This is a genomic window from Flavobacterium zhairuonense (genome assembly GCF_004352915.1).
Lineage (GTDB): Bacteria > Bacteroidota > Bacteroidia > Flavobacteriales > Flavobacteriaceae > Flavobacterium > Flavobacterium zhairuonense.
Map to the genome: position 1 here is coordinate 16,492 of NZ_SJSY01000073.1, position 25,418 is coordinate 41,909.

Consider the following 25,418-nt stretch of genomic DNA (forward strand, 5'->3'; position numbering starts at 1 on the left):
GTTATAAAATTTTGATAAACTTTATATTTCGCACAGTTTTTTTGCGGCAGATTCAAGGGTGAAATTATCTTTTGCGAAACAAAAACGAATCAATTTTTGGTCTTTATGATCGGAATAAAAAGTTGAAATTGGAATTGCCGCAACACCGTGATTAATGATTAAGTTTTTGCAGAAAGTCACGTCGTCTTCATCAGAAATATTTGCATAAGAAGCCACTTGAAAATAAGTTCCTTCGCATGGTTTCAATTCAAATCGGCTGTTTTGAAGCAGTTTTTGAAAATAATCTCTTTTTTCTTGATAGAATTTTCCGAGCAGATTTACATCAACAACATCTAAATATTCGCTGATAGCAAATTGAGAAATGCTGTTTACACTGAAAACCAAAAACTGATGTACTTTTTTGATTTCTTTCATTAAATATTCCGGTGCAATTGTGTAGCCAATTTTCCAGCCTGTAATATGAAATGATTTTCCGAAAGAAGAAACCATAATGCAACGATCTAAAAGAAAGTTTTTGGTATGTGCTGAAATATGCTTTTCTTCGAAAGTGATGTATTCATATACTTCATCAGATAAAACTAAAAGATCTGGATATTTGGCAAGTATTTTTTCTAGTTGAAGAAAATCATTTTCGTTTAATATTTTCCCAGTCGGATTGTGCGGATTATTGATGATAATCATTCGGCTTTTCTCCGAACAAGCTTTTTCGATAGTTTCCCAATTCGGCGTATAATCATCATTTAATGCAACCCGCACCGGTTTTGCTTTACAAAGTAAAACAGGAGATTCATAAGAATCATAACTCGGATCAAGAATAATTACTTCATCATTTTCTTTTACTAATGCTAAAATTGTGGTAAAAATTCCCTGTGTCGCGCCTGCTGTAACTAAAAGTTCTGTTTCAGGATTAATTGTTCTTTTATAAGAACTCTCAGTCAGTTTTGCAATTTTGTTCATCAATGGCGGATAACCAGCCATTGGTGTATATTGATGTACGTTTTCTTTTGATAACCTTGAAACAATATCCGTCAATCTTTCGTCAACAGGAAAATTTGGAAATCCTTGCGAAAGATTTATTGCATTGTATTCGGCTGCCATTTTAGACATTACCGTAAAAATGCTTGTCGTTATGTTTGGTAGTTTACTCATAATAAAGTTTGATAAATGGAAAACTTAATGACTTTAATCAATTATTTATATTGAAAACTGTCGTGTAAGATGATCGCAAAGGCTCACTATTCTGTCTGCCAGGAATCCATTTTGGAGCCAATTGTAAAACACGAATAATTTCTTCAGCTGTATTGTATCCCAAATCACGATAAATTTTGAAATTGGTTAAAGTTCCATCTTTTTCAACAACAAAATTTACAATAATATGTCCATTAATATTAGGGTTTTCATTAGGACATCTAAAATTTGCACTGATAAATTCATATAGTTTATTAAAACCTCCAGGGAAGTCTGGTTGAATACGTAAAGAATTTACACTGTAAATATGATCATCTTCATTAATAAGAGATTTGTTGTTTTCTGTTTGAGAAAATATGTTCTGTACAAAGCAAATTAAAAAAAATAAGGCATTTCTTGTGATTTTGAAATTCGATGCCATTTTTGACATTACCGTAAAAATGCTTGTGGTTATGTTTGGAAGTTTACTCATGATAAAGTTTGATTTGAGAAAAACTTGTGAGTGTAAAGTGAAAGAATCTAAATTAGATTATTTCATGGTTATTGGTAAAGAATATAAAACTCTTATTTTTTTACCATTGTTTTCTCCAGGATTCCATTTCGGGCAAGTTTTTAAAACACGAATTGCTTCAGTTCCTGTTTCATAACCAGCATCTCTAAGGACTTTTATATCACTTAATGATCCATCTTTTTCAACGATAAATGTTATGTAGATTTTTTTTCCTTTTATGTTTTTAGCTCCTTCAGGAGTTTTAAAATTGCTGTCTACAAATTGATAAAATTTGTCCATTCCCCCAGGGAAGTCTGGTTTAACATCTATGCCAGCCGCGTTATAAACGACATTATCCTCATTGTTTGTAGCTGCTGAATTACCTGCTGGTTGGTCTATTGTTATTACTGTTTCAGTACTTTTTGAGTTCTGTGCAGCGTTTTGTGAAAATGTACTTTGTGCAAAGCAAATCAAAACAAGGATAAGAAATTTTTTCATTATAGTGGTTTTATAGTTAGTTTACATTTTATGAATAATAAAAATAGTTGGTCGTTTATCAATATCGACTTTCAATTTTTTCCAATCTGAAACTTTCATAGTTTTAATGAATTCTGTTGGCAAAGTAATGTCAGTCGCAATACATAAATGTGTTGACGGATTTAAAATCTGCAAAAGATCTTCGATTAATTTATTGTTTCTGTACGGTGTTTCAATAAATAATTGTGATTGATTTTTGTCCTGAGATAATCTCTCAAAATGACGTATTGCTGATTTTTTTTCATCTTTATCAATTGGCAAATAACCATTAAAAGTAAAGCTTTGACCGTTCATTCCGGAAGCCATCATAGCCAATAGGATAGAAGAAGGTCCAACTAACGGAACAACCTGAATCCCTTTTTCATGTGCTAGTTTCACAATTACAGCACCTGGATCAGCAACACCTGGGCAACCCGCTTCACTCATTAAGCCCATATTTTTTCCTTCTAATAAAGGTTTGATGAAATCATTATGTTCGCTGGTTTCTGTTCTTTTGTTTAATGTGAAAAGAACCAGTTCAGATTGTTTTTTTTCTGGATAAACTGCTTTTATAGATTTTCTGGCGGTTTTGTCATTTTCAACAATATAGTGGTCGATAACTTCGATTGTTCTTCTAACGGTTTGTGGTAAAACATCCATCGGATCGCTTTCGCCCATTGTGGTTGGAATTAGATATAATTTTCCGAAAGATTTCATGTGTTTTTGTTTAAAATTAAAAAATTCAATTATCTCTTTTTTAGAAACAATTGAATTGGATTAGGAATGCTTTTTAAGTAGCTGATCTGCAATTAAGTCAGTCACTTCATCCAGCATTTGGTAAACGTTGTCAAAACCGTTTGCAGAACCGTAATAAGGATCTGGAACGTCGACATTTTCATCTGGGAATAATTCGTTTAGAATCAAACGAACTTTATTTTTATGTTCTGGAGTTTTGGCTAAATGGACTACATCGCGAAAATTCGAATTATCCATTACATATATATAGTCGAATTCATCAAAATCAGAAGCTTGAATTTGTCTGCCTTTTTGTGCGCTGATGTTGATTCCGTTTTTTCGGGCAACCTCTATAGAGCGTTTATCAGGACAATGTCCAATATGCCAAGATCCAGTTCCTGCTGAATCTACAATAAATTTGTCTGCGGGTAATTTTGATGCTAAAATTCCTTCAGCTAAAGGTGATCTGCAAATATTTCCCAAACAAACCATTAAAACTTTTACTGGCATGATGCGCGTTTATAGCGTTAATTTTTTGTTGATGTCTTCGACAAATTTTTTGAATTGTTTGTCTGTAGAAACTAAATTGTCAACAGTTTTGCAGGCGTGCAAAACGGTAGCGTGGTCGCGATCTCCAATTTGTGAACCAATGTTTGCCAAAGAAGCTTTTGTGAATTTCTTTGCAAAAAACATGGCCAATTGTCTTGCCTGAACAACATGCCTCTTTCTTGTTTTAGATTGAAGCGTTTCAATGTCAAGTTGGAAATAATCAGAAACAATTTTTTGAATATAATCGATCGAGATTTCTCTCTTTACATTTTTAACAAATTTCTCTACAACGCTTTTCGCTAACTCAATTGTAACTTCTTTTTTGTTGAAAGAAGATTGAGCGATCAACGAAATAATCGCGCCTTCAAGTTCACGAACATTCGTTTTGATATTTCGGGCAACATATTCAAGAATATCTTCCGGCATATCAACACCATCTCGGTATAAAATATTTTTTAATATCGAAATACGAGTTTCGTAATCTGGTTGGTGTAGCTCCGCAGATAATCCCCATTTAAAACGAGATAACAAACGTTGTTCGATATCCTGCATATCAACAGGAGCTTTATCCGAAGTTAGGATTACCTGTTTTCCGTTTTGGTGCAAGTAATTAAAAATGTGGAAAAATACGTCCTGAGTTCCTGATTTTCCAGATAAAAATTGTACATCATCAATAATCAAAACGTCGATTAATTGGTAAAAGTGAATAAAATCATTACGATTATTCTTTTTTACAGAGTCAATATATTGTTGTGTGAAAATTTCGGCAGAAATGTATAAAACCGTTTTTTCAGGATATTTGTCTTTTACTTCAACACCAATAGCGTGCGCCAAGTGTGTTTTTCCTAAACCAACTCCACCAAAAATCAATAACGGATTAAACGACGTTCCACCAGGTTTATTGGCAACAGCCATACCTGCAGAACGAGCCAAACGGTTTGAATCTCCTTCAAGGAAATTGTCAAAACTGTAATTTGGATTTAATTGCGATTCAATTTTTAAGTTTCGGATTCCTGGAATTACAAATGGATTTTTAAGCTCGGGATTTAAGTTTTTAAACGGAGCATCAACCTCTTGCGGTTTCATTGGCACTCTGTTGGAACTTGGCAGCTGTTCGGTAAACGGCTGTTTGTTTCCATAAGTGTTTTCCATTTTAATTTTATAGAGTAACTTTGCGTTTTTTCCCAGTTCTTTGGTAAGCGCAACTTTCAATAATTTAACGTAGTGTTCCTCTAGCCATTCGTAGAAGAATTTACTTGGTACCTGAATGTATAATGCGTTGTCGGTTAGCTCAACTGATTTGATTGGTTCGAACCAAGTTTTATATGCTTGATCTTGAATATTGTCTTTTATAAAGGACAAACAGTTTTCCCATACCGATTGAGCAGTTTTAGTCATAGATTCAGATAAGTTTTATGTTATTGATAAAGATTCTCCTAATAAAAAAGGAGCAATTTTATTCCGTATTTCGGGATAACAAATATGTGAACAAATTTCTGTAAAAAAAAATATTTTGGTGTCTAATTTTACAAAAAAATGTTGTAAGAGGGCTTTAGTAATTTAATATTTAAAGAATGAAAAATCATCAAACGCAAGTGCGTGTTCGTTACTCAGAAACTGACCAAATGGGAGTTGTTTATCACGGAAATTATGTGCCATATTTTGAGATTGGACGCGTGGAATGGCTTAGAAATAAAGGGATTTCGTATGCCAGCATGGAAGAAAGCGGTATTGGGCTCCCGATTGTTTCGATGCAAATAAATTATAAAAAGTCAGCGCGGTATGATGAACTTTTGACAATTCATACAACCTTCAAAAGTCAGTCATCAGTCAAGATTGAATTTGATTGCGCAATCTATAATGAGGCAAATGAGTTATTAACAACGGCAGTGTTTATTTTAGTATTTATTTCGTTAAAAACGGGTCGCCCAACAGCACCTCCAGATTACATTTTAGAATTATTTAAAACATTAGAATAATTGTTAAAATGAGGGGTGTTTTAATGTTAAATTACACAATTTTAATATCGATTTCAAACATTAAATCAAAAATGTCGAATATAGATTCGGCATTTTTTTTGCGCGTTTTTGTAATTATTTTGCCAATTGGTAGTCCGGAATTTTTATCAATTTCCATTTCCTGAGAGATTATTTCCAACTTTTTTTCTTTAATAACTCGCATTACTTTGTTCATGTTTTTATAGTCAAAAGAGATTAAAAAATGAACGTCAATTGTTTTTTCGATAATTTCACAAACTTCAAGCGTCATTTGAGCAGTGGTTCTGTAAGCTGTAATCAAACCGCCGACGCCTAATTTTATTCCGCCAAAAATACGAACAACGACTACAAGAACATTGGTCAAGCCGAAAGACTGAATTTGTCCATAAATTGGTGCGCCTGCTGTATTGCTGGGTTCGCCATCATCATTTGCTCGGTAGGATATTTTTGGAGCCGTCCCTAATTGATAGGCATAGCAATAATGAACAGCGTGCGGATGTTGTTTTTTTAAGTTTTCAATAATTGGTTTTACTTCATCTTCACTTTCAATAGGGAATCCGTAGCCAAAGAATTTGCTTCCTTTTTCTTTCAAAAGAATCTCTTCAGATTCAAATGCAATGGTTTGATAAGTATCGTTGTATTCCAAAATTAAAATTCTAAATTGTTTTGTTTTGCGCCAAAAAAATGATTCATTCGCTATCAATCGAATCGCGGATCTAAATGATGTTTTTAAAGGTTTCACTCAGATTCTGCAGATTTGAGCAGATTTAATTTTTTATAATCTGCGTAGATCGGCTTAAATCTTTTTAAATCTGCGTGAAAAAAAATTATTCGTCCAAAATATTTTTATAATATTCCTTTGCTAAATAAATCTACAACATCTTCTTTGCCTACTTGCAGATTCCATACTTTAATTCCTAAAGTTTCAGCACTGTCTGTATTTTCTGTTTTGTCGTCAACAAACAGCGTTTTTTCTGGAACTAAATTGTGTTTGTCAATTAAAACTTGATAGATTTTTGGATCTGGTTTTCTCAATCTCATTTCAAATGAAAAATAAACTTTTTCAAAACAGCTGTAAAAATCAGTATAAAAAGGAACTCCGACTGTTTTTTCAAAAGTAGCAATGTGAATCGAATCGGTGTTGCTTAAAAGAAACAAACGGTATTTTTTTGAAAGCTCTTTTAAAAACTCTAATCGATACAAAGGGAAATCAGCTAATACGGCATTCCAAGCTTCCAGAATTTCTTCTATTGAAGCATTTGGAAGTTCTTTTTGAAATCCGCCTACAAAATCATCATAGGAAACATCGCCAGTTTCAAATAATAAATTCAAACGATCCATTTCTGAATTCCATTCGGTCATTCCTAAATTTTTCAATCCCGAAATAGTTCCTTGTTTATTCAAATTGATAAAAATATCGCCAAAGTCAAAAATTATCGTATCAATCATGGTTTCTAGTATAAAGTAGTTCGTCGTTTTGAATAATTGTTTTTGAAATATTGCTTTTCTGAATTATTGGTGCTTTTACGCCTTTTTCAAAAGAATTTGTTCCAATAAAAATTCGGGCTTCATCCCAAATATTTAGATCGACAAAAGATTGTAAAGTCTGTCTTCCGCCTTCAATAATTACTGATTGAATTTGATGCTGATATAAAACATCCAAAATCTGAGCAATCAAATTTTCATTAAAATCAATCTTTTCAAAAATGGTATTTTCAGTTGAAGGTTTGTTTTCGTCTTTTGTAAATACAATCGTTTTTACACTTTCGTCAAAAACAAAACTATCTTTTGAAATTCGGTTATTTTGATCTAAAACCACTCTAACAGGATTGTTTCCTGACCAATCTCTCGTATTCAATTTCGGATTATCATCAATAACAGTCTGCGTTCCCACTAAAATAGCTTGTTCTTCGCTTCGCCATTTGTGAACCAATTGTCTTGAATATTGATTAGTAATCCAAACAGGTTTGCGTTCCTGATTAATTTCTTTTTCTGGCGCTAAAAATCCATCTTGACTTTCGGCCCATTTCAAAATAATATAAGGACGCTTTTTTTGGTGAAAAGTAAAAAAGCGTTTGTTGAGTTCGTAACATTCTTTTTCTAAAATGCCAACTGTAACATTTGCGCCAGCTTCGAGTAGTTTTTTAATTCCTCTTCCGGCCACTTTTTCATTTGGATCAACAGTTCCAACGACAACATTCGGGATTTCATTTGCGATAATTAAATCACAACAAGGAGGGGTTTTCCCAAAATGGGAGCAAGGTTCCAAACTAACGTAAATCGTTGCTTTTTTTAGCAAGGATTTATCTTTTACCGATTTTACCGCATTTACTTCGGCGTGTGGTTCGCCTGCTTTTTTATGCCAGCCTTCGCCAATAATTTTGCCATCGTAAACAATTACACTGCCCACCATCGGATTTGGATAAGTTGTTCCAAAACCGTTTTTTGCAAGTTCGATACAGCGTTTTATGTATTTCTCATGTATATTCACACTGCAAAAGTAGTTATTTTTGATTTTAGTCTCAATAGTTCTTGAGATTGTTGAGAAACTATCGAAAAAGTATTTTTACTTTTGTAGATATTACATGAATAAAAGAATTATGAAAAATTGCATAATACGAGCAATTAAAAAAGAAGATAATAAAGCCGTTGCTCAATTAATACGTTCTGTTTTTGATGAAATGGAAATTCCAAAAGTGGGTACAGCTTACGCCGATCCGTATCTTGATTTAATGTTTGAAGAATACAACAAACCAAAATCAATTTATTTTGTTGTTGAAAATGAAGGTGAGATTGTAGGGTGTTGCGGTATCGCGCCTTTGGAAAATGGTGCTCCAGAAATTTGCGAACTGCAAAAGATGTATTTTTTGCCAAAAACTCGCGGACTCGGAATTGGAGGCCAAATGATGGAGAAATGCCTGAATGAAGCAAGAAATTTTGGTTTTGAGAAATGTTATATCGAAACGATGCCTTTTATGCATGATGCTCAAAAATTATATAAAAAATCAGGTTTTGAATATTTAGATGCGCCTTTGGGGTGTACTGGGCATAATTCTTGTCCGGTTTGGATGTTGAAAGTTTTGTAAATCTTGTAACAAATTAGATTTTTCAATACTTATTTGAAAGAAAAGTCAGCTATTGCTGAAAAAAAATACTCATACGCAGAAATGAAAATCAAACAATACCGGACTCAGTTTATAAAAGAATTATCGCCTTTATATGATGCATATGAGGCAGAGAGTTTTTTCTATTTAATTTTAGAAGACAAACATAAATTGCGCCAGATCGATTTGGCTTTGAACCACGAACTGAATTTTTCTGAAAAGGATTTTGTGGTTTGGGATTCGTTGTTGGATGACTTAAAAAACGAAGTTCCTATTCAGTATTTGCTTGGAAAAACCAGTTTTTATGGTTTGGATTTTGAAGTAAATGAAAATGTTTTGATTCCGAGGCCCGAAACTGAAGAGTTAGTGGACTGGATTATTAATGAAAATAAAGGGAAATCTAAAGAAATCAAAATATTGGATATTGGAACAGGTAGCGGTTGTATTGCTATTTCATTGGCTAAAAATCTTCCAAAGGCAAAGGTTTATGCTATTGATGTTTCAAAAAAAGCATTAGATACAGCAAAAAGAAATGCGATAAACAATAATGTTGAGGTTACTTTTATGCTAAAAGATATTCTGGAATTGGAAATATTGAAATCGGATTATGATATCATTGTTTCAAATCCGCCTTATGTTCGAAATCTAGAAAAAGCCGAAATCAAAAAGAATGTTTTGGATTTTGAACCACATTTGGCATTGTTTGTTGATGATAACGATGCGTTGATTTTTTACAGGAAAATTGCTGAGTTGGCGCAAAAAAATCTTTTAGAAAACGGACAATTGTATTTTGAAATCAATCAGTATTTAGGTATAGAAACGAAAGAAATGCTGGAAAAAATGAATTTTATAAATATCGAACTCCGCAAAGATATTTATGATAATGACCGAATGATTTTTTGTAAAGTCCCTAAAAGATCTTGTAGAAAAGATTAGGCGGTATAAAAAGTCCCAAAGGGATGAAATATTTATAGAAATTTAAAGTGTCATTTTGTAAAAAAACCAGAGAGGTGAAATAAAGAAACCGAGAAAATATATCGCTCCGATGGAGCTTCAAAGTTGCACTTTTTTTAATTTTCATAAAGTTTATTCGAAAAAGATTCTCGAAAAAAATGAGACTTCTAATCTAGCCCCGATAGAAGTGAAAATCCTTTTATGCCGGGGTTCGGCATAAAAGATTGAAACGAATAGCGGGACAGGACTTATCTTGAAAGTTTTATTTCTGCTTCAAATAAAAGCTATTCATATCGCAAAGCCTCAATCGGATCTAATTTTGAAGCTTTAATCGCAGGATATAATCCAGAAACTATCGCGACAGTAAAACTAGTTGCAAAAGCGGCAAAAATAGCGCCCCACGGAATAACAAAAGCAAATTTCATTGCTGTTGCAATTGCAAATCCAAGCAAAATTCCAATAATGATTCCGACCAATCCACCAATTTGCCCAATCAACAATGTTTCGATAAAAAACTGAGTAGAAATCGTTGTTTTTGTGGCACCTAAGGCTTTACGAACACCTATTTCACGAGTGCGTTCTGTAACCGAAACAATCATAATATTCATTAAAGCAATTGACGATCCCAGAATTGTTATAATACTGATAATCCATGATGCCCAGCCTAAATATTGAGTAATTCCAAGAATACGATTTATCAAATCATCACTTCGGCCCATTCCAAAATTATTATCACGAACAGGATTTAATTTTCTTACTCTGCGCATTACACTAGTTGCATTGTCGATAGCAGGATCTAAAAGTTCTTTTTTAGAAACCATGACACTAATGGTGTAATTGATGTTTGGTGCTGTAAATAAAGAACGCGCCACTTGAATTGGAATCAAAACACGTAAATCCTGACTATTTCCAAAAGTTGATCCTTTTTCTTTTAAAACGCCAATTACTTTAAAACGCGCGCCTCGAATCGAAATGATTTTGTCAATTGGGTTGACATCTTTCAATAATCCTTTTTCAAAATCAGAACCTACAATGCAGGAATAGGTATTGTTGTCAATATCAAATTGATTGAAAGAACGGCCTAAAGTTGTTTCCAGACCTGAATTTGAAATGAAATGTTCATCTACACCAAGGATTTTTATTTCTGGATCTGTTTTTTCGCCTAGAAATTTAACTTCGGCTTTTGAGGTCGCAGTAAACGAAAGAGAGGTTTCGGTAAATGGGTATTTGTATTTGTTTTTGAAGGCAACGGCTTCGGGATAGGAAATAATCGGGTTTATGATTTCGCGTTCTTTTCCGCCACGGTTTTTAAGATTGTTTTCGTACTGGTTGATGTTGAAAGTATTGGCGCCCATTGAAGCAAAATTGGTCGAAACAGTATTTTCCAATGCAGTGACAACGGTCAAAATTCCAACCAAAGCGGTAATTCCGATAGCAATAATTAATACAGTAAGAATGGTTCGCAGAATTTGTGTTTTGATGGAACCAAAAGCAATTCGGATATTTTCTTTAAATAATTTTAGCATCATGACCAATTTGTCACGAAAATACGGTTTTTGTTACAAGTTTGTTTTCGAAGTGTTATTATTTATTTTAAAAAGTAAGATATTTGCAGACTTAAATTAAGTCGAAAGTTGGAAAGTCATAAAGTTGAAAGTCTGAAGATCCAACAATCTAAAACAAAATCTAGAAATAAATTAATTTTAAAGGTTTTAGATTTTAGGTCACAAAGAAATCTAAAATCTAAAATCTAAAATCAGAAATCTAAAATAAAAAAGATGGCTTCAAAACCAAGCATTCCAAAAGGAACCAGAGATTTTTCACCTGCTGAGGTGTCAAAACGTCAATATATTATTCAGACTATAAAAGCGAATTTCGAGAAATTTGGTTTTCAGCCAATCGAAACGCCTTCGTTTGAAAATTCAGATACTTTGATGGGAAAATATGGCGAAGAAGGAGATCGTCTGATTTTTAAAATCTTAAATTCGGGTAATTTCTTTTACAACAAAAGTAAAATTGAATTGCCAGAATCAATTGAAGAATTGCAACTTAATTCTGCTGAAAAAATCAGTTTAGAGCAAAGAATAGAATTAAATAAATTTACCGGAAAAATTTCTGAGAAAGCGTTGCGTTACGACTTGACAGTTCCGTTTGCAAGATATGTAGTGCAACACCAAAGCGAAATTGAATTCCCTTTTAAAAGATACCAAATTCAACCTGTTTGGAGAGCGGATAATCCGCAAAAAGGTCGTTTTAGAGAATTCTTTCAATGCGATGCTGATGTTGTAGGCTCAAAATCGCTTTGGCAGGAAGTGGAATTGGTTCAATTATACGATACCGTTTTTACGTCTTTAGGTTTGGAAGGTGTGACAATTAAAATCAATAACAGAAAAATTTTATCAGGAATTGCGGAGGTAATTGGCGCTTCAGATAAATTAATTGACTTTACGGTTGCTCTTGATAAATTGGATAAAATTGGAGAAGACGGCGTAAAAAAAGAAATGATCGAAAAAGGAATTTCTGAAGAAGCTTTGGTAAAAGTACAGCCACTTTTTAGTTTCTCAGGAACTTTTGGAGACAAAATTGCGCAGCTTTCAGAATTATTGTCTTCATCTGAAGAAGGAATGAAAGGTGTTGAAGAACTAAAGTTTATTTGCGACAATGTGGCCGATTTAGGTTTGTCAACTGCGATTTTAGATTTAGATGTGACTTTGGCACGTGGATTAAATTATTATACGGGCGCTATTTTTGAAGTTGCAGCACCAAAAACGGTTGCAATGGGGTCTATTGGTGGTGGCGGAAGATACGATGATTTGACTGGTATTTTTGGATTAAAAAATATGAGTGGTGTCGGAATCTCTTTTGGTCTTGATAGGATTTATTTGGTTTTAGAAGAATTGCAATTGTTTCCGGAAACTGTTTCGGCAACATCGAAAGCAATGTTTATCAATTATGGCGATAAAGAAGCTTTATATGCTTCAAAAGCGATTCAGAAATTGAGAAAAGAAAATATAAAAGTAGAATTGTATCCTGATAATGTAAAAGTTGGAAAACAATTTCAATATGCAGACAAGCGTTTGATTCCATTTGCGGTAATTGCTGGCGATCAGGAAATCGCATCGAATACTTTTGCGCTTAAAAATTTAGTGTCAGGAGAACAGGTTTCTGTTGACTTTGAAGGATTGAAAAACGCATTGATCTAAGAATCAGAATTAAAAGATTTTATTTCACACAGATTCGGTAGATTTAATTTGATTTTTATATCGAAGAAATCTGCTTTAATCTGCATAAATCTTTTTAAATCTGCGTGAAATATTAAAAAATACTTTGAGAGGCTAACTGTCTGGAACAAAAGTTTTTGCTTTGCATTCCGCAGATTTAAAGGGGTTTCTTTTGAAATCTCTGCCCGAAATAATTGCAGGAGAAGAAAAAATGCTCTTAATTTGCGACCTCAAGTTACGGGCGTAGTTCAAGGGTAGAATAGCGGTCTCCAAAACCGTTGATGGGGGTTCGAATCCCTCCGCCCGTGCAAAAAAATAAATGGCAACTTTGTCATATATAAAGCTCAAATAAAAAAAAGCTTCGTCTCTATAGGCGAAGCTTTTTTTAATATAAGGTAAATTTGAATTAATAATTATTTATTAGGCCAGAGCCAACCCTTAAATTCAATTTTGATAGATAATAGATTTTGTCTTTATTTACATCTCAAAGATAAAATAAACTATAACGTAATAGTCTTAAAATTATACTAAAATTTTTTAAGGCAAATTTGGTTTTTAAAGTACTCAGTTTTAATAAAGTGACAATTTGACATTTTAGAAATTTTGGCAGTACTTTTGCAATCCAACAGAAAGAAATAAAAATGAAGTTTAAGAATATTTTTAAAAATAAAAGTAATATGACTACGGAAAATACAGAATTCGATCAGGAATTAGACGATGTAACGTTAGAGAACAATGCCAACGGAGAGCAGTTAATTGTTGAAGAATTAAGTGTTGAGGAGCAATTAGCTAAAGACTTGGCTCACGAAAAAGATAAGTTTTTGAGATTATTTGCTGAATTTGAAAATTACAAAAAAAGAACTTCAAAAGAACGTCTTGAATTGTTTAAAACAGCAAACCAAGAAGTTTTGTTGGCTATGCTTCCAGTTTTAGATGATTTTGACAGAGCGGCAGTAGAGATCAACAAGTCAGATGATGAAAATTTGAAAAAAGGTGTTGAGTTGATTCACGATAAACTTAAAAACACTTTAGTTTCTAAAGGTTTAGAGCAAGTTGAAATTCAAGCAGGTGATGCTTTCAACGCTGATATTGCTGAAGCAATTACCCAAATTCCAGCTCCGTCTGACAAATTAAAAGGGAAAATTGTTGATGTTATTGAAAAAGGATACAAATTAGGAGACAAAATTATTCGTTTCCCTAAAGTTGTAGTAGGAAACTAAAAAAAATGCAATAAGAATTTCAAGTGCATTTTTTTGGATTTTGGAATTTTTAAGATTTGGAACCTAATCTAATTATGAAAAAAGATTTTTACGAAATATTAGGCATTTCAAAAAATGCTGATGCTGCCGAAATTAAAAAAGCTTACAGAAAAAGTGCGCTTAAATATCACCCTGATAAAAATCCAGGCGACAAAGAGGCAGAAGAAAACTTCAAATTGGCGGCAGAAGCTTACGAAGTTTTAAGTGATCCACAGAAAAAAGCGAAATACGATCAATACGGACATCAAGCTTTTGATGGTTCTGGCGGATTTGGCGGTCACGGCGGTATGAATATGGATGACATTTTCAGCCAGTTTGGTGATATTTTTGGTGGCGGATTTGGCGGCTTCGGAGGCGGAGGCGGAGGCCCTCGTCGTGCAAAAGGAAGCAATCTTCGAATTAAAGTAAAATTGACTTTAGAAGAAATTGCAAATGGAGTTGAGAAAAAAGTAAAAGTAAAACGTAAAGTTCAGGCTAAAGGTGTAACATATAAAACTTGTACAACTTGTAACGGTCAAGGTCAAGTAATGCGTGTGACCAATACCATTTTAGGAAGAATGCAATCTGCGTCAACTTGTCCTACTTGTGGTGGTTCTGGTCAGATTTTAGATAAAAAGCCTTCTGAAGCTGATGCTCAAGGAATGGTTCAAGAAGATGAAACAGTATCAATCAAAATTCCTGCGGGAGTTGTTGATGGAATGCAGTTAAAAGTTGCTAACAAAGGTAACGATGCTCCAGGAAACAGTATTCCAGGAGATTTAATTGTAGCGATCGAAGAGGTTGAACACGAATTCTTGAAACGTGAAGGTGAAAATGTTCACTTCGATTTGTACATCAGTTTCCCTGAAGCAGTTTTGGGAGCTTCAAAAGATATTGAAGCAATCAACGGAAAAGTTCGTATTAAATTGGAAGAAGGAATTCAGTCTGGAAAAATCTTAAGATTAAAAGGAAAAGGAATTCCAAGTTTAAATGGTTACGGAAGCGGAGATTTGCTAGTTCACGTAAACGTTTGGACTCCAAAAACATTAAATAAAGAGCAGAAACAATTCTTTGAAAATGCTTTAAACGACGAGCACTTTGCTCCAAGTCCAGAGAAATCAGAGAAATCATTTTTTGAGAAAGTAAAAGATATGTTTTCATAATCTAAACTTTTTTAAAAGGTTATAAATTATCAAAAACCCATTCTAAGGTAAATTTAGGATGGGTTTTTTGCTGAATAGTACGCAGATTCGCTACTAATTATTTACTTTTACAGTCGCTTAGCCATAATGGCATTAGCAACGCAGAAAATCTCAAAAACCACATGAGCAACTTACTAGAAGTACATAAAGTCGTAAAGCAATATGGCGATTATGTAGCGCTTAACGAAGTTTCATTAAATGTGCCAAAAGGCACTATTTATGGACTTTTAGGTCCGAATGGAGCAGGAAAAACTTCCCTTATCAGAATCATAAACCAAATTACATTGCCAGACAGCGGCGAGATAATTTTGGATGGAGAAAGATTACAGCCAAAACATGTGCAAACTATCGGTTATCTTCCAGAAGAAAGAGGTTTGTACAGCTCGATGAAAGTAGGCGAGCAATGCTTGTATTTGGCGCAAATGAAAGGTCTTTCTAAAGCTGAAGCGAAAAAACAATTGGATTATTGGTTTGACCGTTTAGGAATTCAAGGTTGGTGGAATAAGAAAATCCAAGAGCTTTCTAAAGGAATGGCACAGAAAATTCAGTTTGTCGTTTGTGTGTTGCATAAACCAAAACTGCTTATTTTAGATGAACCTTTTTCTGGTTTTGACCCTGTAAATGCGAATGTAATTAAAGATGAGATTCTGGCATTAAAAGAGCAAGGTTCAACGATTATTTTTTCGACCCACCGAATGGAAAGCGTAGAAGAACTTTGTGAAAACATAGCTTTAATTCACAAATCAAACAAATTGATAGAAGGAAAAGTTGTAGATGTAAAACGTCAGTTTAGAACGAATAGTTTTGAAGTTGGAATCTTGACCAGCAATGTGGAAGGTTTGATGTATGATATTACACAGAAATTTACAGTTTCGCCTGCAAGCTTTAAATCGTTGAATGATGATTTGAAATTAAATATCCAAATTGGAAATGCTTCGCCAAACGAATTATTAAACATAATCACACAACGCGGACAAGTAACCCATTTTGCGGAAAAAATTCCAAGCATAAACGATATTTTTATTCAGACCGTTACTGAAAATAAAGTTTAGATTTCAGGTTTTATAATAAACATCTAAAATCTAAAATCAACAATCTAAAATCTAAAATTATTTATGAGTATTATCTCGTTGATTATAAAAAGAGAATTTATTGCCAAAGTCCGCAATAAATCTTTTGTTGTTATGACTTTTTTGAGTCCACTTTTATTTGTGGCGATAGCGGTTTTTATTGGCTATTTAAGCTCCATGAAAGCAGAAACCAAAAGAATTGCCATTCATGACGAAACAGGACTTTTTGCTTCAGATTTTTTGAAAAAAAATAAAAAAGGAGCGGAGTTTAAATATCTGAATTTGTCTGAAATTAATGTTGATGCTTTAAAAGTTAGCATTACAAAAGAAAATTTCAGCGGATTGATTGTTATTCCGAAAACAACTAACACAAGAGATTTAGAAAGCAAAATTGAGTTTATTTCAAACAACAGCCCAAGTATTTCTTTTGTAGAAAAGACACAAGATGTTATTGCTTCAAAAATTACAAAACTGAATTTGGAAGAAGCAAAATTAGATACTTTGTCGATTCAAAAAGCACAGTCAAAAGTAAATATTCATTTGGTAAAAGCTTCTGGAGAGGAAAGTCTTAAAGGTTTAAATGAAATTAAAATTGCAATTGGAGGAGCATTCGGGTATCTAATTATGATGTTCATTATCATTTACGGAAATATGGTAATGCGCAGCGTAATCGAAGAAAAAACAAATAGAATTATCGAAATCATTATTTCATCTGTAAAGCCATTTCAGTTAATGATTGGTAAAATTGTTGGAACTTCATTAGCAGGAATTCTGCAATTTATGATTTGGGCTATTATTGGTTTGGGATTAATGTTTGCAGCTTCGGCGTTTTTTGGCGTAAATGTTGGTCCAACATCTAGAATTTCACCAGAAATGATGCAAACGGCGCAGCATCAATTATCAGGATCAGCACAAATGTATATTGCTGAATTATGGAATTTGCCAATTGCAAGCATTATAATCGGATTTGTAATTTATTTTATTGGAGGATATTTTCTGTACAGTTCATTTTATGCAGCAATTGGAGCAGCGGTTGACAATCAAACCGATTCACAACAGTTTTTATTGCCAATTTTGATGCCGCTGATTTTGAGTGTCTATATTGGTTTTTTTACAGTAGTAAACGATCCTCACGGAACTATTGCGGTTGTATTTTCGATGATTCCGTTAACATCGCCAATTGTAATGTTAATGCGTATTCCGTTTGGTGTGCCTTGGTGGCAAATTGTAATTTCGGTATCATTATTGTTTGCTACATTTTTCCTTGTGGTTTGGTTCGCTGCAAAAATTTACCGAGTAGGTATTTTAATGTACGGCAAAAAACCAACTTGGAAGGAATTGTATAAGTGGCTGAAATATTAACTTAGAGATTCTAAGTTTCTAAGTTTCTGAGATGCTAAGATTTTAGCTAAAAACACTCAGAATCTTAGCATCTTAGTATCTTAGTATCTTTAAAAGAATGAGTAAAATACTAATTGTAGAAGACGAAGCAGCGATCAGAAGAGTTTTGGTAAAAATATTATCAGAAGAAAATGATTCGTATCAAGTTGATGAAGCTGAAGATGGAGTTGCGGGACTTGAAAAAATAAAAAACAACGATTACGATTTGGTTTTGTGCGATATCAAAATGCCAAAAATGGACGGCGTTGAGGTTTTAGAAGAAGTAAAAAAAATAAAACCAGAAATTCCGATGGTAATGATTTCAGGCCACGGCGACATGGAAACTGCGATTCAAACAATGCGTTTGGGAGCTTTTGATTATATCTCAAAACCGCCAGATTTGAACCGTTTGTTGAATACAGTTCGTAATGCTTTGGATAAAAAACAATTAGTAGTTGAGAATAAAATCTTAAAGAAAAAAGTCAGTAAAAACTACGAAATGATAGGCGATAGCGAGTCTATTAATCATATTAAAGTTATGATTGACAAAGTGGCGCAAACTGAAGCGAGAGTTTTGATTACAGGGCCAAATGGAACTGGAAAAGAATTAGTAGCGCATCAATTGCATGAAAAAAGTGAGCGTTCAAATTTTCCTTTAATCGAAGTGAACTGCGCTGCAATTCCGAGCGAATTGATTGAAAGTGAATTATTCGGGCACGTAAAAGGCGCCTTTACATCGGCAGTTAAAGATCGTGCTGGAAAGTTTGAAGCAGCAGACAAAGGAACTATTTTCTTGGATGAAATTGGAGATATGAGTCTTTCGGCGCAAGCCAAAGTGTTGCGTGCGCTTCAGGAAAGTATGATTACGAGAGTTGGAGCAGATAAAGATATCAAAGTAGATGTTCGGGTTGTTGCTGCAACGAATAAAGACTTAAAAAAAGAAATTGCCGAAGGTCGTTTCCGTGAGGATTTGTACCATCGTTTGGCCGTAATTTTAATAAAAGTGCCGCCTTTGAATGAGAGACGAGATGATATTCCAGCTTTGATTACACATTTTTCGGAAAAAATTGCTTCAGAACAAGGAAATGCTGTGAAAGGATTTTCGGCGCAAGCCATAAAATTATTGCAAGAATATGATTGGACAGGTAATATTCGTGAACTTCGAAATGTAGTCGAAAGGCTGATTATTTTAGGAGGAAACGAAATTTCTGAAAGTGATGTAAAAATGTTCGCAAGCAAGTAAATGCTTCGCGCTTTAGGCTATAAGCTTTAAGCTTTAAGCTTTTATAGGAACTAAATAATTTTTGCTTATAGCGTATAGCTTAAAGCTTAAAGCATAAAAAAAATGAAACTAAAAAAAATAAACGAGAAATTACAAGATGCCTTAATTGAAAACGGTTTGACAGAAGCAAATGTTTTGCAGATGGAAACTTTTTCGACCATAAAAAGTGGCGCAGACTGTGTAATTGTTTCGCCAGAAGGAAGCGGAAAAACCACGACTATTGTTTTGAATGTGATTCAGCAATTGGCAGGAAAAAATGAAGAATCACCGAGAGCTTTGATTATTGTTGAAGACAAAGAAAAGGTTTTGGCAATGGAAGCGCTTTTTGATAAGTATAATAAATATACAAATCTTGAAGTGTACGGAGTTCACGACAAAGGCGATATGGATTATGATAAAAATTACGTTTCTACTGGAATCGACGTTTTAATTGGAACTCCAACCAAATTAAACGACATGTTCAGTACGGCGGGTTATAATGTAAATCGTCTTAAAATGTTTATTATAGATGATGCAGATCCGATTTTAAAATTGCGCCATGATCCAAAAATTACTCGTATTTCAAACAGTATTGCCAAAACACAACGAATTATTTTTGCTGAGGATTTGACAGAACGCATCGAAATTTTGGCAGATAAAATCATGATTGAGCCCTATTTGTTTGATATGGATGAAGAAGGCGAGGAGGAACTTGACGAAGAGGAAGACGACGTAGAAGAAGAATAAATTCTTGCTGTATAATTTATGGGAATGATAAAAACGTTAAAATTTTTGACAATTGTGCTCGCGGCATTTTTTGTAATTATTTATATCGTTATTGTTTCTTATGTATATTTCAATCAGGTTGGTATGATTTTTCAGAGTTCATCACTTCCTAAGGAATATCAATTTGAATATCAGAGTCCGTTTGAGGAATTAAATATTAAATCTTTTGATGGAGTAAATTTAAACGGACTTTTATTTAAGGCCGAAAAATCTAAAGGCCTTGTCTTTTATCTTCACGGGAATGCCGGCACGCTACAAACCTGGGGCAGTATAGCGAAAAATTATACTAATTTAGGATATGATATTTTTATTCTAGATTACAGAAGTTTTGGAAAAAGCGAAGGTGAAATTGAAAGCGAAGAACAGTTGAATAAAGATATTACAACAGTTTACAAGAAATTAAAGCAAAGATATTCTGAAAATAAAATTATTATTGCGGGTTATTCCATTGGTTCTGGATTAGCAGCAATTTTGGCCTCAGAAAACAAACCTAAAGCGTTGATTCTTCAATCGCCCTATTTTAGTTTTACAGAATTATCTGGAACTAAAGTTCGGTTTTTTCCTGATTTTATGAAGAAGTTTCATTTTGAAACCTATCAATATCTTCCAAAAGTTAAAGCTCCGATTTATATTTTTCATGGATCAGACGATCAGTTGATTCCGGTTGAAAATTCGGTCAAATTAAATAAAATTTTAGGTTCTAAAGGGCATTTGTATGTTTTGAAAGATCAGGGACATATTGGAATGAACGAAAATGAAAATTTCCAAGAGGAGTTAAAAGCAATTTTGAAATAAAGAATAAAAATAAAAATGCCATGGGTTTAATGAAAGTGTTTTCAGGAAGTGAAGTATTAGCGATAGCTTTGCAAGAAAGATTAGAAGAAGCTGGAGTAGAAACAGTAAAAAAAGATAATATTCAGTCAGCTAGATTGGGAGGTTTTGGTGGAACAGATTTGGCTGTTGAGGTTTTTATTCAAGAAACCGAGTTTGCAAAAGCAAATCCAGTGATTGAAAACTTTAGAATGAGCCTTTAATAAGTCACAGTTTGCAGTCGCAGTTTTCAGTATTCAAACTGTAAACTGCGACTGTGACTGAAAACTAAAAAAATATGCAATACAAAATGTTAGTGCTCGACATGGATGATACCTTGTTGACAGACGATCACAGAATTTCAGATTTAAACAAAAAAGTTTTATTAGAAGCTCAAGCAAAAGGAGTTTATGTGGTGTTGGCTTCTGGCCGACCAACTCCGGCAATGACTGCTTATGCTAAAGAATTAGAATTAGATTTGAATGATTCTTATATAATTTCATTTAACGGCGCAATCATAAGCCAAGCAAAAGATGATCTTGTTTTGTTTGAACAGAAATTAACAGTTCAACAAATTCACGATTTGTATGATTACAGCGTAAAAATGAATACACATATCATCACGTATTTAGATGATGAAATCATAAGTGAAACGGATTCTGAATTTATAGAAATTGAAAAAGAAATTACAGGAATGCCTCATTTGATGGTTTCTAGTTTCAAAGATTATGTTGACAGGCCTGCTGTAAAATGTATCCTGTTGAAAGATCCAGCTGAATTAAAAGAATTAGAAGAAGATTTGAAAGCTAAAATGCCTCATTTAAGCGTTTCAATGTCAAAACCTTTTTTCCTCGAAGCAGCACAGCAAGGAATCGATAAGGCGGCAAGCTTGAGATTTTTAGCTGAAAAATTAAATATCCGTCAGGAAGAAATTATCGCAGTAGGAAACGCTGGAAACGATTTAACGATGATTGAATATGCCGGACTTGGTGTTTGGGTTGATAATGTTACACCTGAATTGCGCCACAAAGCCGATTTAATTGTAGCCTCAAATAATGATGATGGAGTGGCTGAAGTAGTGCAGAAATATATCTTAAATTAAATTTTGATGAAAAATCCAATTGAGACAGAGCGTTTGCTATTAAGAGAATTTCTTCTTTCTGATGCTGATGGAATGTTTGAATTGGATTCAAATCCAAAGGTGCATCTTTTCTTGGGCAATAATCCGGTAAAAAAACTCGAAGAGAGTATCGAATATATTCATTTTGTTCAAAAACAATATAAAGATTTCGGAATAGGGCGTTGGGCTGTTATTCTTAAAGAAACAAATGAATTTTTGGGTTGGTCCGGAATTAAGTTCATCACAGATGAAATTAACGGGCATAAAGATTTTTATGAAATTGGTTATCGCTTCATAGAAAAGCATTGGGGAAAAGGATATGCAACAGAAGCCGGGAAAGCTTTTGTAAAATATGCTTTTAATGAAATGAAAGTAGATGCGCTTTATGCGTATGCAGATGCAGGGAATGAAAACTCAAGAAAAATTCTCGAAAAACTAGGCTTGCAATACGTAAACTCTTTTGAGTATGAAGGAGAAACAGAAGTCTGGTATGAAATGAAAAATCCAAACTTATAATTAAGAAATGCGCTCCAAATCTTTGTAGGCTAATAAAAACCTGCAAAGATTTGGAAAACGTAATTTCTTAATTGATTATTTTTTAGCTACAGAAACAAAATATTTGTTTCCATCACCCATTGTTAATTTTACACGCTCGTCGCAAAGATCGATTGCAAAAGCGGCACTTTCGTAGCAACTGCAAGTTGTGTTTTTGTCTTTAGACATTTCAGTTTTGCAATTGTTGTTTTTGAAAGTTGCTAATTGCGGTGTGTACAAGCTCACTAAATCTGTAGAAGCTGTAACCAAAGAAATAATACTTGCAGAATTATTATTTGTAATTCTGTAAACAATTCTGTCTGTGTAGTTTACGTCGTTTACAGTTACTTTACGAATATAAGTGTAAGCAGTAGATTCTGCACCTGGTTCTTTAACTTCAAATTTAAAACCAACGGCACGAATTGCAACATCAAATTGTTGTTGAGAGTTTAAACTTGCCCAAGTCGTTAAAGTACTAATAGATGGAAATGGATTTGCGGCTGGGGCATTAGTTTGCGCTTGCGAACTAAAAACGGTTAAGAACATCAAGCAGATTGTGGGTAAAAATGCTTTCATAAAGTGTGGTATTTGTAATTTTATTTTTGCCTACTCTCTTTGGTTTTCGGCTTTCCCATTTCATTTTGTTACACAAAACAACAACATAACGATTGAAAATCAAAATTGTTATGTCCGATTTATTATTAAATTAATTAATACTTGCGATAATTTTAAAATCGGAATAAATTCTACAAGAGAATTTAGCTCTAGTAAATGTAAGATTTTTTCAATTTAAATCGTGAAAAAATGTATTTAATCGATGAAATTTGCACTTAATCGATATTTTTGTCATTTAATTCTTATTGAATTGTATAACGTAAAGTTCGAAAAAAATATTGTTTTTCAAAATTTTTGCAATCATTAAGTGTATTTTATTTTTAATAAAACCCTAATTTACGCAAATTGTTGAAACGAAGTTAATTATTGATTTTCTTTTACAAATATTGTTTGTAAATTTGCAGCCTTAAATTTTTTGACAACGATTTCATTAATTTAAGAGAATTATGGAAAATAGAAAGAAAGTTGCCTTTTATACGCTGGGTTGTAAACTGAATTTTTCAGAAACTTCTACAATCGCCAGAAATTTCAATGACGAAGGTTTTGACCGCGTCGATTTTGAAGAAATAGCAGATATTTATGTAATCAATACTTGCTCTGTTACAGAAAATGCTGATAAGCAGTTTAAGCAAGTGGTCAAAAAAGCAATGAAGCTGAATGATAAAGCCTTTGTTGCCGCTGTTGGCTGTTATGCACAATTAAAACCAGAAGAGTTAGCTGCAGTTGATGGTGTTGATTTGGTTTTGGGGGCTACTGAAAAGTTTAAAATTACCGATTATATTCACGATTTAAGCAAAAATGATATGGGTGAAGTGCACTCATGTGAAATTGCTGAAGCTGATTTCTACGTTGGTAGTTATTCGATTGGAGATCGCACGCGCGCTTTCTTGAAAGTGCAGGATGGCTGTGATTATAAATGTACTTATTGCACGATTCCGTTGGCACGCGGGATTTCGAGAAGTGATGCTTTAGAAAATGTTCTAAAAAATGCTAAAGAAATTTCGGCACAGAATATTCGCGAAATTGTCTTAACGGGTGTAAATATCGGAGATTACGGAAAAGGGGAGTTTGGAAACAAAAAACACGAACATACGTTTCTGGATTTAGTTCAGGCTTTAGATCAAGTTGAAGGAATTGAACGTCTGAGAATTTCGTCAATTGAACCGAATTTGTTGAAAAATGAAACGATAGAATTCGTTTCTAAAAGTCGCACTTTTGTACCGCATTTTCACATTCCGCTGCAATCAGGAAGCAATGATATTTTGAAATTAATGAAACGCCGTTATTTGCGAGAAGTTTATATTGATCGTGTAAATAAAATTCGCGAAGTAATGCCGCACGCCTGCATTGGTGTTGACGTAATTGTTGGTTTTCCTGGTGAAACAGACGAGCATTTTTTAGAAACCTATCATTTCTTGAATGAATTGGAGATTTCATATCTGCATGTATTTACTTATTCAGAAAGAGATAATACAGAAGCTGCAGAAATGGATGGCGTTGTTCCGGCAAATGTTCGTGCAAAACGCAGCAAAATGTTACGCGGATTATCAGTGAAAAAGCGTCGTGCTTTTTATGAAAGCCAATTAGGAACCAAAAGAACGGTTCTTTTTGAAGGTGAAAACAAAGAAGGCTACATTCACGGATTTACTGAAAACTACGTAAAAGTGAAAACGCCTTGGAATCCTGAATTGGTGAATACTTTGCAAGAAATCAATTTGACCAAAATTGATGAAGATGGAAGTGTACGAATGGAGTTTGTAAATAAATTAGCAGAAGCTTAATTTTTTTAAATAATCAAAAGTTATCACATATTCTGTCATTTTTGATAAAAAGCAAGAGGCTGTCCTTATTTTTCGGACAGCCTCTTTGTTTTTTATTTTTAAGCCCCAGCGGGGCAGAATATTTATAGAAATTCAAAATTACAGATGACAAAGTAGCTCCAGAGGAGCGAAATACACCAGCATTAAAAAAAATGTCGCTCCGCTGGAGCTTTGTCATCAATAATAAATATAATTTCTATAAATATTTCGCTTCTACGAAGCTGATGTCTGATCATCAAATACTTTTTGGACAGCTTTTTGCTTTTTTAAAGAATCATTTATTATCCTGAACAACCAATTTCAACGAATTAATATAATCTGTATCAAACTCTATAACACGAATCTTTTCAGGAATAAAATTTAATTCTCCGCCAAATTGACCTCTTGTGTCCAGAAAGTCAATCAAAAGTTCATCATCAGTAAGGGAAAGCAATTTTCCTAAATAAGCTGATTTGGCTGATTTTTTTGCAATTTGAAAAATGCCGTATTTATTGCTTATATATTTTAAAATCGAATCCAAATCTCTAATTGGGATTATATCTTCAGAATTGATTTTTAAGCCTTTTAACCGAATTACTTTTTCTGTAAAAGCTAAATCATGATCTCTGTTGACTGCTAAGATGTTTTTGTTTCTTAAAATCACAAACCCATCCAAAATAAAATCAACAGGATTATTTCGAAGCAAAATCCAGTCATCAGAATAATCAATAAGAAATCCGGTGAAAATCTGCTTTTTATCTACAAATTCTATTTCGACTAATTGTCTTAAATATTGTTCCATTTGATGTCTTTTTGCGATTTGAACTTTGTCAAAGTTTGAAACTTTGA

The 25,418-nt window shown here is 33.5% G+C and carries 27 protein-coding genes and 1 tRNA gene; 16 read left to right on the top strand and 12 right to left on the bottom strand.

Features of this window, described 5'->3' with window-relative positions; translation table 11 throughout:
* Positions 1–21 precede the first annotated feature (21 nt).
* From EYY60_RS12215 to dnaA, 6 genes are read right to left on the bottom strand one after another with little or no spacing between them, the layout of a single operon-like run.
* The gene (locus EYY60_RS12215; protein ID WP_132989608.1) at positions 22–1,149 is read right to left on the bottom strand and encodes a methionine aminotransferase; all 1,128 of its coding nucleotides are present in this window, start codon (positions 1,147–1,149) and stop codon (positions 22–24) included.
* Positions 1,150–1,186: 37 nt separating this feature from the next.
* The gene (locus EYY60_RS12220) at positions 1,187–1,660 is read right to left on the bottom strand and encodes an energy transducer TonB (RefSeq protein ID WP_132989609.1); all 474 of its coding nucleotides are present in this window, start codon (positions 1,658–1,660) and stop codon (positions 1,187–1,189) included.
* A 57-nt stretch (positions 1,661–1,717) separates the two neighbouring features.
* Complete coding sequence (locus EYY60_RS12225; RefSeq protein WP_132989610.1) at positions 1,718–2,176, bottom strand: energy transducer TonB; 459 nt, start codon at positions 2,174–2,176, stop codon at positions 1,718–1,720.
* Positions 2,177–2,197: 21 nt separating this feature from the next.
* Positions 2,198–2,911 (bottom strand): SAM-dependent methyltransferase, encoded by a 714-nt coding sequence (locus tag EYY60_RS12230; protein WP_132989611.1) that lies wholly within the window; start codon positions 2,909–2,911, stop codon positions 2,198–2,200.
* A 60-nt stretch (positions 2,912–2,971) separates the two neighbouring features.
* Entirely contained in the window at positions 2,972–3,439 is a 468-nt protein-coding gene (locus EYY60_RS12235) for a low molecular weight protein-tyrosine-phosphatase (RefSeq protein WP_132989612.1), read from the bottom strand.
* Positions 3,440–3,448: 9 nt separating this feature from the next.
* Positions 3,449–4,876, bottom strand: coding sequence for a chromosomal replication initiator protein DnaA (gene dnaA / locus EYY60_RS12240; protein ID WP_026727948.1), 1,428 nt, complete (start codon positions 4,874–4,876; stop codon positions 3,449–3,451).
* A 176-nt stretch (positions 4,877–5,052) separates the two neighbouring features.
* Between dnaA and EYY60_RS12245 the strand changes: the two genes are divergently transcribed.
* Positions 5,053–5,457: an acyl-CoA thioesterase gene (locus tag EYY60_RS12245; protein WP_026727949.1), complete on the top strand. Its 405-nt coding sequence runs from the start codon at positions 5,053–5,055 to the stop codon at positions 5,455–5,457.
* A 31-nt stretch (positions 5,458–5,488) separates the two neighbouring features.
* On the opposite strand, the gene EYY60_RS12250 is transcribed toward EYY60_RS12245, so the two are convergent.
* The 3 genes from EYY60_RS12250 to ribD form a co-directional block, all read right to left on the bottom strand.
* Complete coding sequence (locus tag EYY60_RS12250) at positions 5,489–6,121, bottom strand: IMPACT family protein (RefSeq protein ID WP_132989613.1); 633 nt, start codon at positions 6,119–6,121, stop codon at positions 5,489–5,491.
* Positions 6,122–6,321: 200 nt separating this feature from the next.
* Positions 6,322–6,924, bottom strand: a complete 603-nt coding sequence (locus EYY60_RS12255; RefSeq protein ID WP_132989614.1) for an HAD family hydrolase — start codon at positions 6,922–6,924, stop codon at positions 6,322–6,324.
* Positions 6,917–7,966, bottom strand: coding sequence for a bifunctional diaminohydroxyphosphoribosylaminopyrimidine deaminase/5-amino-6-(5-phosphoribosylamino)uracil reductase RibD (gene ribD / locus EYY60_RS12260; RefSeq protein WP_132989615.1), 1,050 nt, complete (start codon positions 7,964–7,966; stop codon positions 6,917–6,919). Before ribD ends, EYY60_RS12255 begins: the two co-directional genes overlap by 8 nt.
* A 109-nt stretch (positions 7,967–8,075) precedes the next feature.
* Here ribD and EYY60_RS12265 point away from each other — a divergent pair, with 109 nt between their 5' ends.
* Positions 8,076–8,561 (top strand): GNAT family N-acetyltransferase, encoded by a 486-nt coding sequence (locus EYY60_RS12265; RefSeq protein ID WP_132989616.1) that lies wholly within the window; start codon positions 8,076–8,078, stop codon positions 8,559–8,561.
* Positions 8,562–8,642: 81 nt separating this feature from the next.
* Positions 8,643–9,515 carry a peptide chain release factor N(5)-glutamine methyltransferase gene (gene prmC / locus EYY60_RS12270; RefSeq protein WP_132990000.1) on the top strand — a complete coding sequence of 291 codons (873 nt, stop codon included), beginning with the start codon at positions 8,643–8,645 and terminating at the stop codon, positions 9,513–9,515.
* Between the two features lie 302 nt (positions 9,516–9,817).
* On the opposite strand, the gene EYY60_RS12275 is transcribed toward prmC, so the two are convergent.
* Complete coding sequence (locus tag EYY60_RS12275) at positions 9,818–11,062, bottom strand: ABC transporter permease (RefSeq protein ID WP_162847881.1); 1,245 nt, start codon at positions 11,060–11,062, stop codon at positions 9,818–9,820.
* Between the two features lie 249 nt (positions 11,063–11,311).
* On the opposite strand from EYY60_RS12275, the gene hisS reads away from it, so the two are divergent.
* The 12 genes from hisS (at position 11,312) to EYY60_RS12335 (ending at position 22,137) form a co-directional block, all read left to right on the top strand.
* Entirely contained in the window at positions 11,312–12,736 is a 1,425-nt protein-coding gene (gene hisS / locus EYY60_RS12280; protein WP_132989617.1) for a histidine--tRNA ligase, read from the top strand.
* Between the two features lie 255 nt (positions 12,737–12,991).
* A tRNA-Trp gene (locus EYY60_RS12285) sits at positions 12,992–13,062 on the top strand.
* A gap of 333 nt (positions 13,063–13,395) precedes the next feature.
* Positions 13,396–13,974, top strand: a complete 579-nt coding sequence (locus EYY60_RS12290) for a nucleotide exchange factor GrpE (RefSeq protein WP_026727957.1) — start codon at positions 13,396–13,398, stop codon at positions 13,972–13,974.
* Between the two features lie 74 nt (positions 13,975–14,048).
* Complete coding sequence (gene dnaJ / locus EYY60_RS12295) at positions 14,049–15,155, top strand: molecular chaperone DnaJ (protein ID WP_132989618.1); 1,107 nt, start codon at positions 14,049–14,051, stop codon at positions 15,153–15,155.
* A gap of 161 nt (positions 15,156–15,316) precedes the next feature.
* Entirely contained in the window at positions 15,317–16,246 is a 930-nt protein-coding gene (locus EYY60_RS12300) for an ABC transporter ATP-binding protein (protein WP_132989619.1), read from the top strand.
* A 63-nt stretch (positions 16,247–16,309) separates the two neighbouring features.
* On the top strand, positions 16,310–17,626 hold the full coding sequence (locus EYY60_RS12305) for an ABC transporter permease (protein WP_132989620.1): 1,317 nt from the start codon (positions 16,310–16,312) through the stop codon (positions 17,624–17,626).
* A gap of 97 nt (positions 17,627–17,723) precedes the next feature.
* A complete protein-coding gene (locus EYY60_RS12310; RefSeq protein ID WP_132989621.1) occupies positions 17,724–18,887 on the top strand; it encodes a sigma-54-dependent transcriptional regulator in 1,164 nt (387 codons plus the stop codon).
* A gap of 102 nt (positions 18,888–18,989) precedes the next feature.
* Positions 18,990–19,652 carry a DEAD/DEAH box helicase gene (locus EYY60_RS12315; RefSeq protein ID WP_132989622.1) on the top strand — a complete coding sequence of 221 codons (663 nt, stop codon included), beginning with the start codon at positions 18,990–18,992 and terminating at the stop codon, positions 19,650–19,652.
* Between the two features lie 24 nt (positions 19,653–19,676).
* Entirely contained in the window at positions 19,677–20,486 is an 810-nt protein-coding gene (locus EYY60_RS12320) for an alpha/beta hydrolase (protein WP_235832324.1), read from the top strand.
* Between the two features lie 20 nt (positions 20,487–20,506).
* Positions 20,507–20,725, top strand: a complete 219-nt coding sequence (locus tag EYY60_RS12325) for a putative signal transducing protein (RefSeq protein ID WP_132989624.1) — start codon at positions 20,507–20,509, stop codon at positions 20,723–20,725.
* Positions 20,726–20,799: 74 nt separating this feature from the next.
* Positions 20,800–21,603 carry a Cof-type HAD-IIB family hydrolase gene (locus EYY60_RS12330; RefSeq protein ID WP_132989625.1) on the top strand — a complete coding sequence of 268 codons (804 nt, stop codon included), beginning with the start codon at positions 20,800–20,802 and terminating at the stop codon, positions 21,601–21,603.
* 6 nt (positions 21,604–21,609) lie between these two features.
* Positions 21,610–22,137 carry a GNAT family N-acetyltransferase gene (locus tag EYY60_RS12335; RefSeq protein ID WP_132989626.1) on the top strand — a complete coding sequence of 176 codons (528 nt, stop codon included), beginning with the start codon at positions 21,610–21,612 and terminating at the stop codon, positions 22,135–22,137.
* Between the two features lie 75 nt (positions 22,138–22,212).
* On the opposite strand, the gene EYY60_RS12340 is transcribed toward EYY60_RS12335, so the two are convergent.
* Positions 22,213–22,731, bottom strand: a complete 519-nt coding sequence (locus tag EYY60_RS12340; protein ID WP_132989627.1) for a hypothetical protein — start codon at positions 22,729–22,731, stop codon at positions 22,213–22,215.
* Between the two features lie 485 nt (positions 22,732–23,216).
* Between EYY60_RS12340 and mtaB the strand changes: the two genes are divergently transcribed.
* Positions 23,217–24,551: a tRNA (N(6)-L-threonylcarbamoyladenosine(37)-C(2))-methylthiotransferase MtaB gene (gene mtaB / locus EYY60_RS12345; protein WP_132989628.1), complete on the top strand. Its 1,335-nt coding sequence runs from the start codon at positions 23,217–23,219 to the stop codon at positions 24,549–24,551.
* Between the two features lie 313 nt (positions 24,552–24,864).
* Here the strand turns inward: mtaB and EYY60_RS12350 are convergent, their stop codons facing one another.
* Positions 24,865–25,371 (bottom strand): hypothetical protein, encoded by a 507-nt coding sequence (locus EYY60_RS12350; protein WP_132989629.1) that lies wholly within the window; start codon positions 25,369–25,371, stop codon positions 24,865–24,867.
* Positions 25,372–25,418 lie beyond the last annotated feature (47 nt).